The sequence below is a fragment of the Dryocola baronae genome, from assembly GCF_051297175.1.
GTDB lineage: Bacteria > Pseudomonadota > Gammaproteobacteria > Enterobacterales > Enterobacteriaceae > Dryocola.
Map to the genome: position 1 here is coordinate 2,787,933 of NZ_JBINNY010000001.1, position 16,260 is coordinate 2,804,192.

The 16,260-nt window shown below is 57.4% G+C and carries 12 protein-coding genes; 7 read left to right on the forward strand and 5 right to left on the reverse strand.

Going from position 1 to position 16,260, the window contains the following annotated elements; translation table 11 throughout:
- Entirely contained in the window at nt 1-252 is a 252-nt protein-coding gene (locus ACSPHG_RS13140; protein ID WP_435953976.1) for a YciN family protein, read from the forward strand.
- Between the two features lie 107 nt (nt 253-359).
- Here ACSPHG_RS13140 and sohB read toward each other — a convergent pair whose 3' ends face one another.
- Nucleotides 360-1,409, reverse strand: a complete 1,050-nt coding sequence (gene sohB, locus ACSPHG_RS13145; protein ID WP_435953977.1) for a protease SohB — start codon at nt 1,407-1,409, stop codon at nt 360-362.
- 264 nt (nt 1,410-1,673) lie between these two features.
- Here sohB and ACSPHG_RS13150 point away from each other — a divergent pair, with 264 nt between their 5' ends.
- Nucleotides 1,674-2,435 (forward strand): YciK family oxidoreductase, encoded by a 762-nt coding sequence (locus tag ACSPHG_RS13150; RefSeq protein ID WP_435953978.1) that lies wholly within the window; start codon nt 1,674-1,676, stop codon nt 2,433-2,435.
- On the forward strand, nt 2,432-3,022 hold the full coding sequence (gene cobO, locus ACSPHG_RS13155) for a cob(I)yrinic acid a,c-diamide adenosyltransferase (RefSeq protein ID WP_435953979.1): 591 nt from the start codon (nt 2,432-2,434) through the stop codon (nt 3,020-3,022). Before ACSPHG_RS13150 ends, cobO begins: the two co-directional genes overlap by 4 nt.
- 38 nt (nt 3,023-3,060) lie before the next feature.
- Here the strand turns inward: cobO and ACSPHG_RS13160 are convergent, their stop codons facing one another.
- The 3 genes from ACSPHG_RS13160 to ACSPHG_RS13170 form a co-directional block, all read right to left on the reverse strand.
- Nucleotides 3,061-5,433, reverse strand: coding sequence for a glycoside hydrolase family 3 N-terminal domain-containing protein (locus tag ACSPHG_RS13160; protein ID WP_435953980.1), 2,373 nt, complete (start codon nt 5,431-5,433; stop codon nt 3,061-3,063).
- A gap of 3 nt (nt 5,434-5,436) precedes the next feature.
- Nucleotides 5,437-6,825 carry an MFS transporter gene (locus ACSPHG_RS13165; RefSeq protein ID WP_435953981.1) on the reverse strand — a complete coding sequence of 463 codons (1,389 nt, stop codon included), beginning with the start codon at nt 6,823-6,825 and terminating at the stop codon, nt 5,437-5,439.
- Between the two features lie 237 nt (nt 6,826-7,062).
- The gene (locus tag ACSPHG_RS13170) at nt 7,063-9,225 is read right to left on the reverse strand and encodes a TonB-dependent siderophore receptor (RefSeq protein WP_435953982.1); all 2,163 of its coding nucleotides are present in this window, start codon (nt 9,223-9,225) and stop codon (nt 7,063-7,065) included.
- A 155-nt stretch (nt 9,226-9,380) separates the two neighbouring features.
- On the opposite strand from ACSPHG_RS13170, the gene ACSPHG_RS13175 reads away from it, so the two are divergent.
- On the forward strand, nt 9,381-10,943 hold the full coding sequence (locus ACSPHG_RS13175) for an alpha/beta hydrolase-fold protein (protein WP_435953983.1): 1,563 nt from the start codon (nt 9,381-9,383) through the stop codon (nt 10,941-10,943).
- A 36-nt stretch (nt 10,944-10,979) separates the two neighbouring features.
- Here the strand turns inward: ACSPHG_RS13175 and ppsA are convergent, their stop codons facing one another.
- The gene (gene ppsA / locus ACSPHG_RS13180) at nt 10,980-13,358 is read right to left on the reverse strand and encodes a phosphoenolpyruvate synthase (protein WP_435953984.1); all 2,379 of its coding nucleotides are present in this window, start codon (nt 13,356-13,358) and stop codon (nt 10,980-10,982) included.
- Between the two features lie 332 nt (nt 13,359-13,690).
- On the opposite strand from ppsA, the gene ppsR reads away from it, so the two are divergent.
- The 3 genes from ppsR (at nt 13,691) to hemP (ending at nt 16,205) form a co-directional block, all read left to right on the forward strand.
- Nucleotides 13,691-14,524 (forward strand): posphoenolpyruvate synthetase regulatory kinase/phosphorylase PpsR, encoded by an 834-nt coding sequence (gene ppsR / locus ACSPHG_RS13185; RefSeq protein ID WP_435953985.1) that lies wholly within the window; start codon nt 13,691-13,693, stop codon nt 14,522-14,524.
- A gap of 159 nt (nt 14,525-14,683) precedes the next feature.
- Nucleotides 14,684-15,730 carry a 3-deoxy-7-phosphoheptulonate synthase gene (locus ACSPHG_RS13190; RefSeq protein ID WP_435953986.1) on the forward strand — a complete coding sequence of 349 codons (1,047 nt, stop codon included), beginning with the start codon at nt 14,684-14,686 and terminating at the stop codon, nt 15,728-15,730.
- A 310-nt stretch (nt 15,731-16,040) separates the two neighbouring features.
- On the forward strand, nt 16,041-16,205 hold the full coding sequence (hemP, locus tag ACSPHG_RS13195) for a hemin uptake protein HemP (protein WP_435953987.1): 165 nt from the start codon (nt 16,041-16,043) through the stop codon (nt 16,203-16,205).
- Nucleotides 16,206-16,260 lie beyond the last annotated feature (55 nt).

The window sequence follows — 16,260 nt, forward strand, 5'->3', positions numbered from 1 at the left end:
ATGCAATCTACAACTCAACCCATTGACCGTGAAACGCTCCTCGCCGAGGCCAATAAAATCATTCGTGAGCATGAAGATTTTATGCACGGAATGAAAGCCACGGGCGTTGAGCAGAAGAACGGCGTGCTGGTCTTTAGCGGTGAATATTTCCTGGATGAGCAAGGCCTACCGACGGGCAAAAGCACTGCGGTATTTAATATGTTTAAACACCTCGCCCATCTGCTTTCCGAAAAATATCACCTGCAGGACTAAACAAACAGCGAGGCCATTGGCCTCGCTTTGATTTGCGGCGTTTCCCTACGACGATGAATTGATTTGTGCGGCGCACTGATTGCCGCACGATTCATCAGACTCTCTTATTACAATAGCGGCTTTTCACCACGCTGCCACCAGCGTAAAAGCAGGCGGTCGAGGCTGTTTGCAGCACTCCCCGTAAAGCGATCCATCATTTTCTTACGCTGCGCGTAGCGCACGCCGATCACTTCATGATTTTTCATCATGCCGATCAGCAGATCGTCGCTGGTGCTAACCTCATCTACCAGCCCTTTCTCTTTGGCCTGCAGACCGTACCAATGCTCGCCGGTAGCCACGGAATCGATGTCCAATATTGGACGCATGTCATGAACAAACTGCTTAAAGAGAAGATGGGTTTCGTTGAGGTCTTCGCGGAACTTCTCACGCCCCTGCTCGGTGTTTTCACCAAACAGCGTAAGGGTGCGTTTGTACTGCCCGGCGGTGTGCAGCTCGATGTCGATGTCGTTACGCTTTAACAAGCGGTGGAAGTTTGGCACCTGCGCCACCACGCCGATAGAGCCAATAATAGAAAAAGGAGCGGCGACGATACGATCCGCCACGCAGGCCATCATATAACCGCCGCTTGCGGCTACCTTATCAACCGCTACGGTAAGGCGCACTTTGCTTTCACGCAGGCGCTGGAGCTGCGATGCCGCCAGGCCATAGCCGTGCACCACGCCGCCCGGGCTTTCCAGGCGTAGCAGGACTTCATCTTCCGGCTTGATCACCGCTAAAACGGCGGTGATCTCTTCCCGCAGGGAAGTGACTTCATGGGCATCCATACTGCCTTTAAAATCCAGCACATACAGCGTCGGCTTGTCAGAACTGACCGTTTCACCACGCTTTGCACGAGCTTTAGCCTGTTTTGCCTCAAGTTTGTCCTTCTTCTTCTGACCCTTATGCCATAGCTTTTGCTGATGATGGTCAAGACGCGCAACCTGCATATCCTCGCGCATCTCCTTATACTGTTCGCTTAAATTGGTCAGCCGCAGTTCGCCGCGCTGATGTTTTTTGCGCTGGGCTGCATTCACCACCAGGATGACAACTGCTGCAATCGCGACGACAACGGTGACAATTTTCGCCAGAAACAATCCATAATTCGCAATAAAATCCACGTCTTCCGCCTTTCTCTCAGAGCATACATTAACCCATGGAGTGTACCCGAGCGGGCCATCCACGTCTCTCACCAACTATATACGCTGCGGGATGCGTTCCCGAATCGATTTAAATCGACGAAACTTTTGCAAAATGTTAACCAAAGGTAATGTCTCCTGATGGCTGATTGAAATCCCCCCTCCTTTCAGGCATAAAACCCCGTGTATCAAAAACCACGAGAAATAAGACGTGAGCACCTGACTGCATCGCGCGAGGAGTTAATTTTGCATTACCAACCGAAAATCGACCTGCTGCAAAACCGCATTATTCTGATCACCGGCGCGAGCGACGGCATAGGCCGCGAGGCGGCGCTAACCTACGCCCGCTACGGTGCCGAGGTCATTCTGCTTGGCCGCAACGAAGACAAGCTCCGCGCCGTAGCGCAAGAGCTAAACCAGCTCAACGGCAGCTCGCCGCACTGGTTCATTCTGGATTTACTCACCGCCACGCCGGAGGACTGCCAGCAGCTTGCCCAGACGCTTTCCGGGCTGGTGCCGCGTCTTGACGGCGTGCTGCACAATGCGGGCTTCTTGGGCGACGTCATGCCAATGGACCAGCAGGATCCGCAAACCTGGCAAAATGTTATGCAGGTCAACGTCAACGCCACCTTCTTCCTGACTCAGGCCCTGCTGCCCCTGCTGTTGAAGTCTGATTCCGGCTCGCTGGTGTTTACCAGCTCAAGCGTGGGCCGCCAGGGCCGTGCGGGCTGGGGTGCCTACGCGGCCTCGAAATTCGCCACCGAAGGCATGATGCAGGTGCTGGCCGAAGAATATAAGCAGCAAAACCTGCGCGTGAACTGCATCAACCCAGGCGGTACGCGCACCGCCATGCGCGCCAGCGCTTTCCCAACGGAAGATCCCAATAAGCTGAAAACGCCCCGCGACCTGATGCCGCTCTACCTGTGGCTGATGGGCGATGACAGCCGTCGTAAAACCGGCATGAGTTTTGATGCCCAGCCTAACCGTAAACCAGGAATTTCCGAATGAGCGACGATCGTTACCAGCAGCGGGCCCAGCGCCAGAAAGAGAAGGTTGACGCCCGAATCGAAGCGGCGCAGGACGAACGCGGTATTTTGATCGTTTTCACCGGCAACGGGAAAGGTAAAACCACGGCGGCCTTTGGCACCGCAACCCGTGCCGTAGGGCACGGCAAAAAGGTCGGCGTCATTCAGTTCATTAAAGGACAGTGGCCCAACGGCGAGCGTAATCTTCTGGAGCCGCACGGCGTAGAGTTTCAGGTCATGGCGACCGGCTTCACCTGGGAAACCCAGAACCGCGAAACCGATACCCAGGCCTGCCTCGAAGTCTGGCAGCACGCCAGGCGCATGTTGGCGGACGAACGGCTTGATATGGTCATTCTGGACGAAATTACCTACATGGTGGCCTACGATTATCTGCCGCTTGAAGAAGTGCTGACGGCGCTGAAGCAACGCCCTGCGGGTCAAACCGTGATTGTCACCGGGCGCGGCTGCCACAGGGATATTCTCGACCTCGCCGACACGGTCAGCGAATTACGCCCGGTTAAGCATGCGTTTGATGCCGGAGTGAAGGCGCAGCTTGGCATTGATTACTGACGTTAATTTTGGCCCTCCCAAACGAGAGGGCCAAAAATTTACCGTTTCACCTCGCAGTGGCTCACCATCCGCCATTTACCGTCGATGACCCGCGTTTCACCGCTAACCCTTGCCACCGCCGCGCTGCGGATATCCCCGCTCGATGCGCCAACCTGAATGTCAAATTCGCCAGGTTCAACCACGCGATCCCCGTTACGGCGCGTGAAGTTGAGCATGTCGGTGGGGACGATAAACGTCAGCTCCGCGCTTTCGCCGGGCTTAAGGTGGACGCGCTGGAAGGCCTTTAGCTCCTGAACCGGGCGCACCTGGGAGGCGACCCTGTCGTGAACATAAAGCTGCACAACCTCACTCCCCGGCTCGCTCCCGCTGTTGGTCACGGTAACGCTCGCGCAGACCTCTCCGCCGTCGTTTGGCACCGTATCGGCCGCCAGCTTCAGCGCCCCATATTCGAAGGTTGTCCAGGTTTTGCCATAGCCAAACGGGTAACGCGACCCGAAATGGAAGGCGAACGGCGTGCCGCCGCTTTTCAGCTTGTGGTTGTAGTAGTAGGGCATGGCACCCGCGCTTTTCGGCACCGATACCACCAGCCGCCCGCCGGGTTCAGCCTGCCCGGTGAGCACATCGGCAATGGCGTGCCCGCCCTCCTGCCCCGGCGCCCAGGCCATCAGCAGGGCGGCCACATTCTCTTCCTGCCCGCCCAGGTTATAGGGACGCCCGCCCGTCATCACCACCACAACCGGCCTGCCGGTTGCCAGCAGTTCGTCAAGCAGCTGCTGCTGCACGCCCGGCAGCGTCAGGCTGTCGGTATCTGAACCTTCGCCAACCGTGCCGCTCTGGAACAGGCCGGACAAATCCCCCACGCACAGCACCACCACGTCGCTTTGCGACGCTACTTTTACCGCTTCGGGGATAAGGCTGGTATCGAGCGACACCGGCGACTTCTGCATGGGTTTGCCCGCGCTTTCACCGGGGAACACCGGCGCGCCCGCCATGCGTTTTTCAATGATATGGCAGCCTTTGGCGTAGCGGACATTGTCGTGGCCGAACCTTTCGCGCAGCGCCGCAAGCGGCGTCACGACCTGCGAAGTCTGCTCGAGCATATCGCTGATGATCAGATGCACCGGGAAGCTGTAGCCGCTCAGCAGCGCCAGAGGATCGTCTGCCGTTGGCCCAACCACGGCCACGCGCGGCTTGCCTTTTAGCGGCAGCGTGCCGTCGTTCTCAAGCAGCGTAATGGAGCGCGTCGCCACTTCCCGCGCGATGCGCACCGTGGATTCGCTTTGCAGCGCTACCCCGCCCTCGTCGCAGTAAGGGTGTTCGAACAGGCCCAGGCGGAATTTTTCTTTCAGCACGCGCGCCACGATTTCATCAATTTTCTCCATGCCAATCAGCCCACGCTCGACGGCCTGCGCCAGGTGGCGGGCGCAGTCGTCTTTCGGCAGCTCGACGTCGAGTCCCGCGTTAAACGCAAGCGCGGCGGATTCGGCGGCATCGTGCGACACGCCGTGGTGCTGGTGCAGCAGGCTAACGCCGCCATAATCCGCAACGATCAGCCCGTCGAAGCCCCACCGCTCGCGCAGCACGGTAGTCAGCAGGAACGCGTCGGAATGGCCCGGCTGGTTATCGATATCGTGGTAGGCAGGCATGACGGAACCGGCGTTCGCCAGCTTCACCGCCATCTCAAACGGCAGCAGGAAGGTGTCGTTAAGCTCGCAGAAGCCAAGATGCACCGGCGCGTGGTTGCGCGCGCCCTCGCTGAAGGAGTGCCCAACGTAGTGCTTAAGCGTCGCCAGCAGATCGCGCTTTTTGCCCTGCAGGCCTTTCACGTAGTGGGTCGCCATCATGCCCACCAGCCACGGATCTTCGCCGAAGGTTTCTTCCGTGCGGCCCCAGCGCACGTCGCGCGAAACGTCCAGAACCGGGGCTAAACCCTGGTGGCAGCCCGTCGAGCGGGCTTCCTCGCCGATCGCGGCCGCCGCGCGTTCGATAAGCTCCGGGTCCCAGGTTGAGCCGTAGTTTAGCGACGACGGAAACAGGGTCGCGTCCTTGCACAACAGCCCAACCAGACACTCCTCGTGAAACAGCGCGGGAATGCCGAGCCGGGTTTCTTCCACCAGGGTTTTCTGCAGGCGATTCGCGGCACGCACGCCTTCTTTGGCATCGACGATATGCGTGCCGAGCGGCCGGGTAATCTGCCCAATGCCAAACTTGATCCTGTCGCTTAAGCCGGCCTGCTCCGTTACGCCTGCAAATTCATCGCTTAAATCGGTACGCTCGCGGTGGTTGCCGTCGCTCGACAAAATCAGCCACCAGGCGTGCATCTGGGCAAACTTTTCTTCTGGCGTCATGCGGGAGAGGAGATCGGCTACGCGTTCGTTAACCGGGCGATGGGCATCCTTATAAATAGACATGCGTTACTCCTGAGTTGCGGGGGCGAGTGACGGCGCTTCATCGCGTACCTGGCGTTTAGCGGCAAGCTCGCGGGCAATGCCGTAGACCGTGCGGCTGTTAAGTTTGTAGAGGAACAACAGCAGCGCCATGGCGATAAACAGCACCGAGGGAATGAGGGTGAATAGCGCGTTGATGGTGCCGAGCACCGACGCGGACTGGGTTGGCTGGTTAGGCAGGTAATTCACCATGCCCAGAATCCAGCCGACAACCGCCCCGCCCAGCGCCAGCCCGAACTTAATGGCGAACAGCGCGGTTGAGAACACCAGCCCGTCAAGCCGACGGCCCGTGCGGTGCTCTTCGTAATCAACCACGTCGGAAAACATGGTCCACTGCAGCGGCGTGGTGAGGTTCTGAATAAAGCTAAACACCAGGTTCAGGCCGAAGATAAGCCAGATTGCGCCAGGCGGAATAAAGTAAATTGCCGTACCGAAAACCACGAAGCTGACGATAGTCCACTGATAGGCCCGCACCCGGTCAAACTTGCCGAGCAAACGCTCGGAAAGCAAAGCGCCGAGTAGAGATGCGACCATGCCCGAAACAATAAATGCAAACACCAGATCGGGGCGTAATAAAACGTACTTCACATAATACATTGTGGCCGAACCGCGGGTGACGACGGCGGTTAATAGCAAAATATTAAAGACGAAAACAATGCGCCACTGGCTATTTTTAGCCAGCAGTTTTAAATCGCCCGCCATAGAACCGGAAGTATCATTACGCGGAGAATAGCGTTCTTTGGTCATGGCAAAGCAGCAGTAAAATAACCCTACGCCCAGCAGCCCCATTAGGCTCATGGCATAGAAATAACCTTTTTGCAGATTGCCGTTCCCCAGCCAGTCCACCAGCGGCAGCGCGATAACGGTAACGATCAGGCCGCCGATAAACGACAGCGCGAAGCGCCAGGACTGAATAGAATGCCGTTCACGCGGATCGAGCGTCAGCGCACCGGGCATGGCGCAGTAAGGCACGTTGATGGCGGAATAGACCAGGCTCAGAATGCTGTAAGTCGCGCAGGCATATATGATTTTTGCCGTTGTGCCCACGTCGGGAACATAAAAGGTTATCAGGCAGCTCACGCCAAACGGAATCGCAAACCACAGCAGCCAGGGGCGGAAGCGGCCGTGCTTCGTTTGCGTGCGGTCAACCATTGCGCCGATGCAGGGATCGACAAAAGCGTCTACCACGCGCACCACCAAAAACATGGTGCCCATAATCGCGGCGGGCAGGCCGAAAACGTCGGTATAGAAATAGGCGAGAAATAACGTTGCGGTTTGCCAGACTAATGCGCTGGCCATATCGCCAAGGCCGTAGCCAATTTTATCTTTCGTACTGAGAACAGAGGAGGCATCCATTATTATTGACCTTATTTATCGGGCTCAAAATAGTTCAACCGTCCGCATGACTTCTCGCGGAAATATTTTCAGCCCTCAGTATTGGTCAACGTTTGCCGGGTCAACAATTGTCGAATCGCCCAGACAAATTATGATTTTTTGCTTTTTACGATAAATGTGACGTGGTGCAAACCCAGAGATGAGATGAATGTAAAAAGCCCGCCATAATTGACGGGCTGAATGATTTTGCGATCGAAATTACCAGCTATAGCTGACCGTTGCCGTCATCGTGCGGCCAATGCCGTAGAAGCACGCGGAGTCCGAGGCGCAGGACGCAACGTATTTGGTATCGGCCAGGTTGTTGACGTTAAACTGCACTGCCGCGCCCTTCAGGCCGCTGTTCACCTCGCCAAGCTCATAGCGCAGCATAGCGTCATACAGATCGACCGCCGCAACTTTGAAGGTGTTCTTCGCATCGCCGTAGCTGGTGCCGATGTAGCGCATACCCACGCCCGCCGTAAGATTGCGCAGCGGCCCGCCCTGGAAGGTGTAGCTCCCCCACGCGGAAGCCATGTGGGTCGGAATGCGGGCCGGGGTTTTACCTTCGGTGCCCGCCACGGTAGTGCTGACGTTTTCCGCGTCCGTATAGGTATAGGAACCCAGCAGGTTAATGCTATCAAACAGCGTCGAGTGGATTTCCGTTTCAACGCCCCTTGAACGCACCTCCCCCGCGTTTTCAAACCAGCCGAGGCCGCTGTTGTAGGTCGCCACGTTAGTCTGATGCAGATCGTAAAGCGCTACCGTCATAAAGGTAGTGTCGACGGGCTGATACTTCAGGCCGATTTCCGTTTGCCTGCCGGTGGTCGGCTCAAACGGCGCGGTGCCGGGCGCGCGGTTGGTTTGCAGGTTCGGCTCGAAGGAGGTGCTGTAGCTGACGTACGGCGACAGGCCGAAATCAAAGGCGTAAAGCAGGCCGGTACGCCAGGTAAATTTGCTGTCGTTCTGCTGCACGGTGCTGCTGTCCTGGTTGTCGGTAGTGCGCACTTCTGACCAGTCATAGCGCCCGGAAAGCAGGAGCTGCCAGTTGTTCCAGCTCATCTGATCCTGCAGGTAGACGCCCATCTGGTCGAGGTTCTGCTGCTCGTCGGTAACGAGGCTAAATGTGCTTTCATCGACGTTTATACCGTACGACGGCTTCGGCCAGTAAAGGTCATACTGCGAGCCCATGCCGCGCCAGAAAAGCTGATGGTCATTGCTTGACTTGTAGTCCACGCCGCCCAAAACGGTATGCCCCACGTCGGCGGTGTCAAACTGCGCCTCAAGCTGGTTATCAAGGCCAAACTCGTCGGTATCGCGGATTTCGTGCTGCGCGCGGCGGGACAGGGTCAAGTCCGTTTTCGAGGATGAATAGACAAGATAGCGGTACTTCTGCTTGATCTTCGCGTAGCGGGCGTTCTGGCGGAAGGTGAACACGTCGTTGAAAGCGTGCTCAAACTCGTAGCCAATCATCGTCTGCTCGCGCCAGGACTGGTCGTAGTTCGGGTCGCTGACGTTAAAATCAAAGGGGATATAGCCCGCCGAGGTTTCGGTGACGAGACCGGCCTTCGGCAGGAAGTTTCGGTAGCCCGCGTCCGGGTCTTTTTGATAGCTGGTCAGCAGGGTAAAGCGCGTCTGGTCGTTCGGATACCAGGTTATCGCCGGGGCGATTGCCATGCGCGTTTCTTTATAGTCCGAAACCTGATTGTCCTGAGTACGCGCAATGCCGTTCAGGCGATACAGCACGCGTCCGTCGTCGCTTAACGGCCCGCCGAAGTCAAACGCGCCCTCGGCGAGATTATTGTTGCCGCCGCGGAACTGAATTTTATGAATCGCCTCGCTGGTCGGGCGCTTGCTGGTCATGCTGATAAGGCCGCCTGGGTTAACCTGGCCAAACAGTACCGACGCCGGGCCGCGCACCAGCTCTACCCTTTCGAGCAGCCACGGGTCAACGGTGCCCGTTTGCGATGAGGCCGTCGCGCCAAAGCTCAGGCCGTCGAGATATTTCGGCACGTAGCTAAAGCCGCGCACGAACACTTCGTCATTGCGGTTTGAGCTGCCGCGGTATTCCGTAAAGACGCCCGCCGAGTAGCGCAGCGCCTGGGAAACCGAGGTCACGTCCTGGGCATTCATCTGATCGCGCGTTATCACCGAAACGGACTGCGGCGTTTTAATCAGGTCAGCCGCCGTCTTGGTGGCGGACAGCGTTTTGGTGGCAACCATGCCGCTAAACGGCGCGGTAGGCTCTTCAGACACGCGCCCGCTGACCACCATGGTTTCTTCGGCCGGTCGCGTCGTATCGGCCCAGACCGACCCGCTGACGCCCGCCGCCGTAATATTCATTAACCATAAACCCTGCGTTATCTTATTATTTTTAAACTGCATTTTTATTCATCCCTATTAGCCATTACAAATCGTGTAGCCTTTTGATATCTACAGTTACCTTTTGATACATCCATAGGCGGCATGAATGTTATTGCAAATCATTACCATTTGCATTAGCGTTTCCAAACTTTTTTAACCATTGCCGATGGGACGTAATGACCAGAGCCTGGGTAGGATTAATGTTGGGGCTGTGCTCCGCCTCCGCGATGGCGGCAACCTGCATGCCGCGCGGTTCACAGGGGGAACAGCAGGGGAAATTCGATGCGACGGGCGAGGTCTGTTTCTCCCTGCCGCCGCTGGGGGAAAACTATGCCAGCGCGACGCTCACCGGCGTGCGTGACGCAAAGCTGCTGGATGCCAAAGGCTATCTCTGGCGCGTGCTGGTTGAAGATGGCCCGGCTGACGGGCAGCAAAGCCTGCTGTTTTCACTGCCCTCGAAACGGGATTCAACGCTGCTGCTAAGAGGCGATCCCGGCGCGGAGTGGCTGTTCAAGTGGCAAATCCGCGAAACCACGCCCCTGCCCGTCGAGCAAAATATCGCGCCGGAAAGCCCTGCCCTGCAGGATCTGCAAACAGCGCTAGACAACGGCGGCACCACGGATGCGTTCTGGCAGGCGCGGCAGGAGGAAGGCACGCCGCTGGTGGAGGACGTAGACGCCGGGCATAAGCGAGTCACCTTCCTGTGGCGCGGCGCGCGCGGCAACGTCTTTATTCTCGGCTCCCCGGCGGGGGATCACGATCCGCTTTTCCGCCTCGGCCGGTCAGACGTGTGGTTCCGCAGCTATGTGGTGCCCGCCAACACGCTGATGCAGTACAAGCTTGCGCCCGATGTGCCGGTGGTTGTCGGCTCCGCACGCGAGCAGCGCCGGGCGATTCTGGTCACCGCTCAGGCCGATCCGCTCAACCCACAGGCCAGCCCGGCGCTAAAAGCCGACCGCTGGAACCGCTATTCACTATTGAACCTCACCGCCAGCCGCTACTGCACGCCGCAGGCGGCCAATCGGCCAATCGGCCACGGCTCGCTGATCCGCTATCAGGTTGCCAGCCAAAAACTTGGCAACAGCCGTGAAGTTGCCGTTTATCGCCCGCGCACCCAGCAGCCGGTGCGCTGGTCGCTGCTGGTCTTCGACGGCAAAACCTACCAGGATCGCTACCGGCTGGCGAACGTGATGGACGGGCTTATTGCGCGCCATTCGCTGCCCGCCATTAACGTGATTTTCATCGATAGTCTGGACCACGAGCGTCGGCAAAAAGAGCTGCCGCCCAGCGAGGACTTCGCTGACTTCATGGCGCTGGAGCTGGTCCCGTGGCTGAAAAACCAGGGGATTAATACCGGCGCGCAGAAAACGATTGTGGCGGGTTCAAGCTACGGCGGCATCGCCTCGTCGTGGGTTGCGCTGCGCTATCCGCACGTGTTTGGCAACGTGCTGAGCCTTTCCGGCTCCTACTGGTGGGCGCCGAAGGGCGAAGAGGCAAGCTGGCTCACCCGCCGCTACCGGGATTCGCCAACGCTGCCGATTCGCTTCTGGCTGCAGGCCGGTCGGTTTGAAACCCAGGGGCCGGACGGCGGCATCTACAGCAATACGCTTGAGTTTGAAAAGGTGCTGCGCGACAAAGGCTATGCCGTCAGCTTCCACCCGTGGTCGAGCGGCCATGATTACGCGGCCTGGTGCGAGGCGATGATTACGGGCGTGAAGGATTTGGCGGGCAAACGCTGAGGAAAGCCCCCGCCCGTGATGGGCGGGGGAGAATGCTTAGTGCTTAATTTCTGCCAGACTCAGCCAGGTCTGCACCACGGTATCCGGGTTCAGGGACAGGCTATCGATCCCCTCCTCCATCAGCCAGGCGGCAAAGTCTTCGTGATCCGACGGACCCTGCCCGCAGATGCCGACGTATTTGCCCTGCTTCTTCGCCGCTTTGATCGCCATCGACAGCAGCGCCTTCACCGCGTCGTTGCGCTCGTCAAACAGCTCGGAAACCACGCCGGAATCGCGGTCGAGGCCCAGCGCCAGCTGCGTCATGTCGTTCGAACCGATGGAGAAGCCGTCGAAATATTGCAGGAACTCATCCGCCAGCAGGGCGTTGGACGGGATCTCGCACATCATGATGATTTTCAGACCGTTTTCACCGCGCTTCAGGCCCTGACGCTCCAGCTCTTCCACCACGGCCTTCGCCTGCGCGACGGTGCGCACAAACGGCACCATCACTTCAACGTTGGTCAGGCCCATATCGTTACGCACGCGTTTCATGGCGGCGCACTCGAGTGCGAAGCAGTCGCGGAAGCTGTCCGCCACGTAGCGGCCCGCGCCACGGAAGCCCAGCATCGGGTTTTCTTCTTCCGGTTCGTAGCGCTCGCCGCCGACCAGGTTGGCGTATTCATTAGACTTGAAGTCGGACAGGCGCACGATCACGCGTTTCGGCCAGAACGCCGCGCCCAGCGTCGCGATCCCCTCGGTCAGACGACCGACGTAAAACTCGACCGGATCGTCGTAGCCTTTCATCATCTCGCGGATTTCGTTTTGCAGCGCGGGTTCCTGATCGTCGAACTCCAGCAGCGCGCGCGGGTGCACGCCGATCATGCGGTTGATGATGAACTCCAGTCGGGCCAGGCCGACGCCTTCGTTCGGCAAGCACGCGAAGTCAAAGGCGCGGTCAGGGTTGCCGACGTTCATCATGATTTTCAGCGGCAGGTCGGGCATGGTGTCGACCGTCGAACTTTTGATGCTGAAATCCAGCAGATCCTGGTAAACGTAGCCGGTGTCGCCTTCGGAACAGGAAACCGTTACGTTCTGATCGTCGTGCATGCGGTCGGTTGCGTCGCCGCAGCCAACAACCGCCGGGATGCCCAGCTCGCGGGCAATGATCGCCGCGTGGCAGGTGCGGCCGCCGCGGTTGGTGACAATCGCCGCCGCCTTTTTCATGATCGGTTCCCAGTCCGGATCGGTCATGTCGGTCACCAGCACGTCGCCGGGCAGGATGCGGTTCATTTCGCTGATATCGTGAATGACTTTGACCGGGCCTGCGCCGATGCGGTGGCCAATGGCGCGCCCTTCCGCAACGATCTTACCCTGCGAATGCAGCTGATAACGCTCCATCACCTGGCCCTGGGAACGCACGGTTTCCGGGCGGGCCTGCACGATAAACAGCTTGCCGGTATGGCCGTCTTTTGCCCACTCGATGTCCATCGGGCGACCATAGTGTTTTTCAATCTGCACCGCCTGCTTCGCCAGCTCCTGCACCTCTTCAGGCGTGATGGAGAATTTATCGCGGTCGGCCTGCGGCACGTCTTCAATCCTTACCTGCTTGCCGTGCTCCTGGCTCGGCGCGTAGACCATGCGGATTTTTTTGGAACCCATATTGCGACGCACGATGGAAGGCCTACCGGCTTCGAGCGTTGGCTTGTGAACGTAGAATTCGTCCGGGTTAACCGCGCCCTGCACCACCATTTCGCCCAGGCCGTAGGCCGAGGTGATGAACACCACCTGGTCGAAGCCGGATTCGGTGTCGATGGAGAACAGCACGCCGGAAGATGCGAGGTCGGAACGCACCATGCGCTGCACCCCGGCAGAAAGCGCCACGCCGCGGTGGTCGTAACCCTGGTGCACGCGGTAGGAGATCGCGCGGTCGTTAAACAGCGAGGCGAAGACGTGCTTCACCGCCACCAGCACCGCGTCGTAGCCCTGAACGTTAAGGAAGGTTTCTTGTTGCCCGGCAAACGACGCGTCCGGCATGTCTTCTGCGGTGGCGGAGGAGCGCACGGCAAAAGAGGCATCGGCGTCGTCTGCGGAAAGCTGTTCGTAGGCATCGTGGATGGCTTTTTCCAGCTCCGGCTGGAAAGGCGTGTCGATAATCCACTGGCGGATCTGCGCCCCGGCTTTGGCGAGCTCGGAAACGTCGTCGATATCCGTTTTATCCAGCAGTTCGTAAATGCGCTGGTTCACGCCGCTCTGGTCGAGAAAGAGGTTAAACGCCTCGGCGGTCGTTGCAAAACCGTTCGGCACGGAGACACCCACGCCGGAAAGGTTGGTAATCATTTCACCCAGGGAGGCGTTTTTGCCCCCGACCCTGTCTACATCATTCATGCCGAGTTGGTTATACCAAAGCACCAGCGGTGACGAGCCATTGTTGGACATCGAAACAATCCTTTTATGAAATATGAGTGGGCACAGAACTTCCTGACTTCATATTAAGATTGGCATATTTAGCCCCCCGAGTGAAACGGGTGAATCGTTCAAGCAAAATAAAAATATGAAATTTTCAGATAGTTTCCCGAAAAAGCTAAACCTTTGATTATTCATTTAATCCTTATTTTTATTATGGTTTATCTGCGCCTTATATTTTTGACTCATACGGTTCATTAAAAATAAAAACACCATTTCATTTTAATTTTGCGACAACGGCTATCACGGAATGCGTTGTTTTAATTTATGCTTTATAAAATTGTCGCAAAGATTGGGTGCAAAAAATGGATAACGCGGTAGACAGGCAGGTATTTTATATTTCTGACGGCACGGCGATTACCGCCGAAGTGCTGGGCCACGCGGTGATGTCGCAGTTCCCGGTCGCTATCAACAGCATCACGCTGCCGTTTGTGGAAAACGTAAGCCGTGCCAACGCGGTGAAGGAGCAGATCAACGCGATTTATCAGCAAACCGGCGTTCGCCCGCTGGTTTTCTATTCCATCGTGCTGCCCGAAATTCGCGACATTATCGTGCAAAGTGAAGGCTTTTGTCAGGATATCGTCCAGGCTTTAGTGGCTCCGCTACAGCAGGAATTGAAGCTCGAACCGACGCCCGTCGCCCATCGCACCCACGGCTTGAACCCCGGCAATTTAATTAAATATGACGCCAGGATCGCCGCCATTGACTACACGCTCGCTCACGATGACGGCATTTCCATGCGCAATCTCGATCAGGCGCAGGTGATCCTGCTGGGCGTCTCCCGCTGCGGCAAAACGCCGACAAGTTTGTATCTCGCCATGCAGTTCGGCATTCGCGCGGCGAACTACCCGTTTATCGCCGACGATATGGACAATATCCAGCTTCCGGCGGTGCTGAAACCGTTGCAGCATAAGCTCTTTGGCCTGACGATTAATCCCGAACGCCTGGCCGCCATTCGCGAAGAACGACGCGAAAATAGCCGCTACGCCTCGATGCGCCAGTGCCGCCTGGAAGTGGCGGAAGTCGAAGCGCTGTTTCGCAAAAACCAGATCCGTTACCTAAATAGTACAAATTATTCCGTCGAAGAAATGGCCACAAAAATCCTTGATATCATGGGCCTGAATCGGCGCATGTACTAAGAAACTAGTACACAAGACGAGTTTTATGTGTCAGGATTGGCGTATTGCGGTGCCGTTAATCCCTTTATGCGGTTGAAATTGGCATAAATTGGTTTATCGTGATCGCCATCACTTCCCGGCACTTTCGCCGCGCAGAAGACAAAATTTCTGAGACACACAATGAATAAAACAGATGAACTGCGAACCGCGCGCATCGACAGTCTTGTCACACCTGCTGAACTGGCAGAGCGCTTCCCGGTCTCTCCGGAGGTCGCTCAAAACGTTATCGCCTCCCGCCGCCGCATTGAAAAAATCCTCAACGGTGAAGACAACCGCCTGCTGGTCATCGTTGGCCCATGCTCAATTCATGACCTGGACGCGGCGATGGATTACGCGCGCCGCCTCGAGACGATGCGCCAGAAGCATGGCGATCGTCTGGAAATCGTCATGCGCACCTACTTTGAAAAACCGCGCACCGTGGTCGGCTGGAAAGGCCTTATTTCCGATCCGGAACTTAACGGCAGCTACCGCGTCAATCACGGCATCGAACAGGCCCGCCGCCTGCTATTGCAGGTGAACGAACTCGGCGTGCCGACGGCGACCGAATTCCTCGATATGGTGATCGGCCAGTTTATTGCCGACCTGATTAGCTGGGGCGCCATCGGCGCACGCACGACCGAAAGCCAGATCCACCGCGAAATGGCCTCCGCACTTTCCTGCCCGGTGGGCTTTAAAAACGGTACGGACGGCAATACGCGAATTGCCATTGACGCCATTCGCGCCGCTCGCGCCAGCCACATGTTCCTCTCGCCGGATAAGCACGGTCAGATGACAATTTATCAGACCAGCGGCAATCCGTTTGGGCATGTGATCATGCGCGGCGGCAAGCAGCCGAACTACCACGCCACGGATATCGCCGCCGCCTGCGATAGCCTGCAGGAGTTCGATTTGCCGGAGCAGCTGGTTATCGACTTCAGCCACGGCAACTGTCAGAAGCAGCATCGCCGCCAGCTGGAAGTCTGCGAGGACGTGTGCAATCAGATCCGCAACGGTTCACGCGCGATTGCGGGCATCATGGCGGAAAGCTTTATCCGTGAAGGCACGCAGAAAATCGTCGCCGGCCAGCCGCTGGTTTACGGCCAGTCGATTACCGACCCGTGCCTGAGCTGGGAAGATACCGAGACGCTGCTGGCGATGCTTGCCGACGCGACGAGTAGCCGTTTTTAGTTAATATTTTTGGTGGATGGCGCTTGCGCTTATCCACCCTACAAAACCTAACTCATGTAGGTCGGGTAAGCCCAGCACCACCCGACATCACCATGGCCCAACCGTAGGTCGGGTAAGGCGCAGCGCCACCCGACATCACCATGACCCAACCGTAGCTCGGGTAAGCGCAGCGCCACCCGACATTCTCCATTCGCAGCAAAATTGATCCATTCACAGATTTATTACAAATAACGCTTGCCGCTGAAACAGGCTTTATTGATAATGATTATCATTGTTACATTAATTGTCATTTGTATACAGAGTGGATCGTATGGACAAACCGTTCACCCCTGCCGCCTCCCAGCCCCTGGCTGAACCCCGTCAGATTGACAGTAAGCTCCTGCTGGGCCCTGATGGTCGTGTCGTCATCGTGCACGAAGGACAGCAGTATCTGTTACGCCAAACCCAGGCCGGGAAGCTCATCCTGACCAAATAAACCAAAGTTTGATTCGCAAGCCACCCAGGTTATCCCCAGGCAGCCAGCGCTTTTC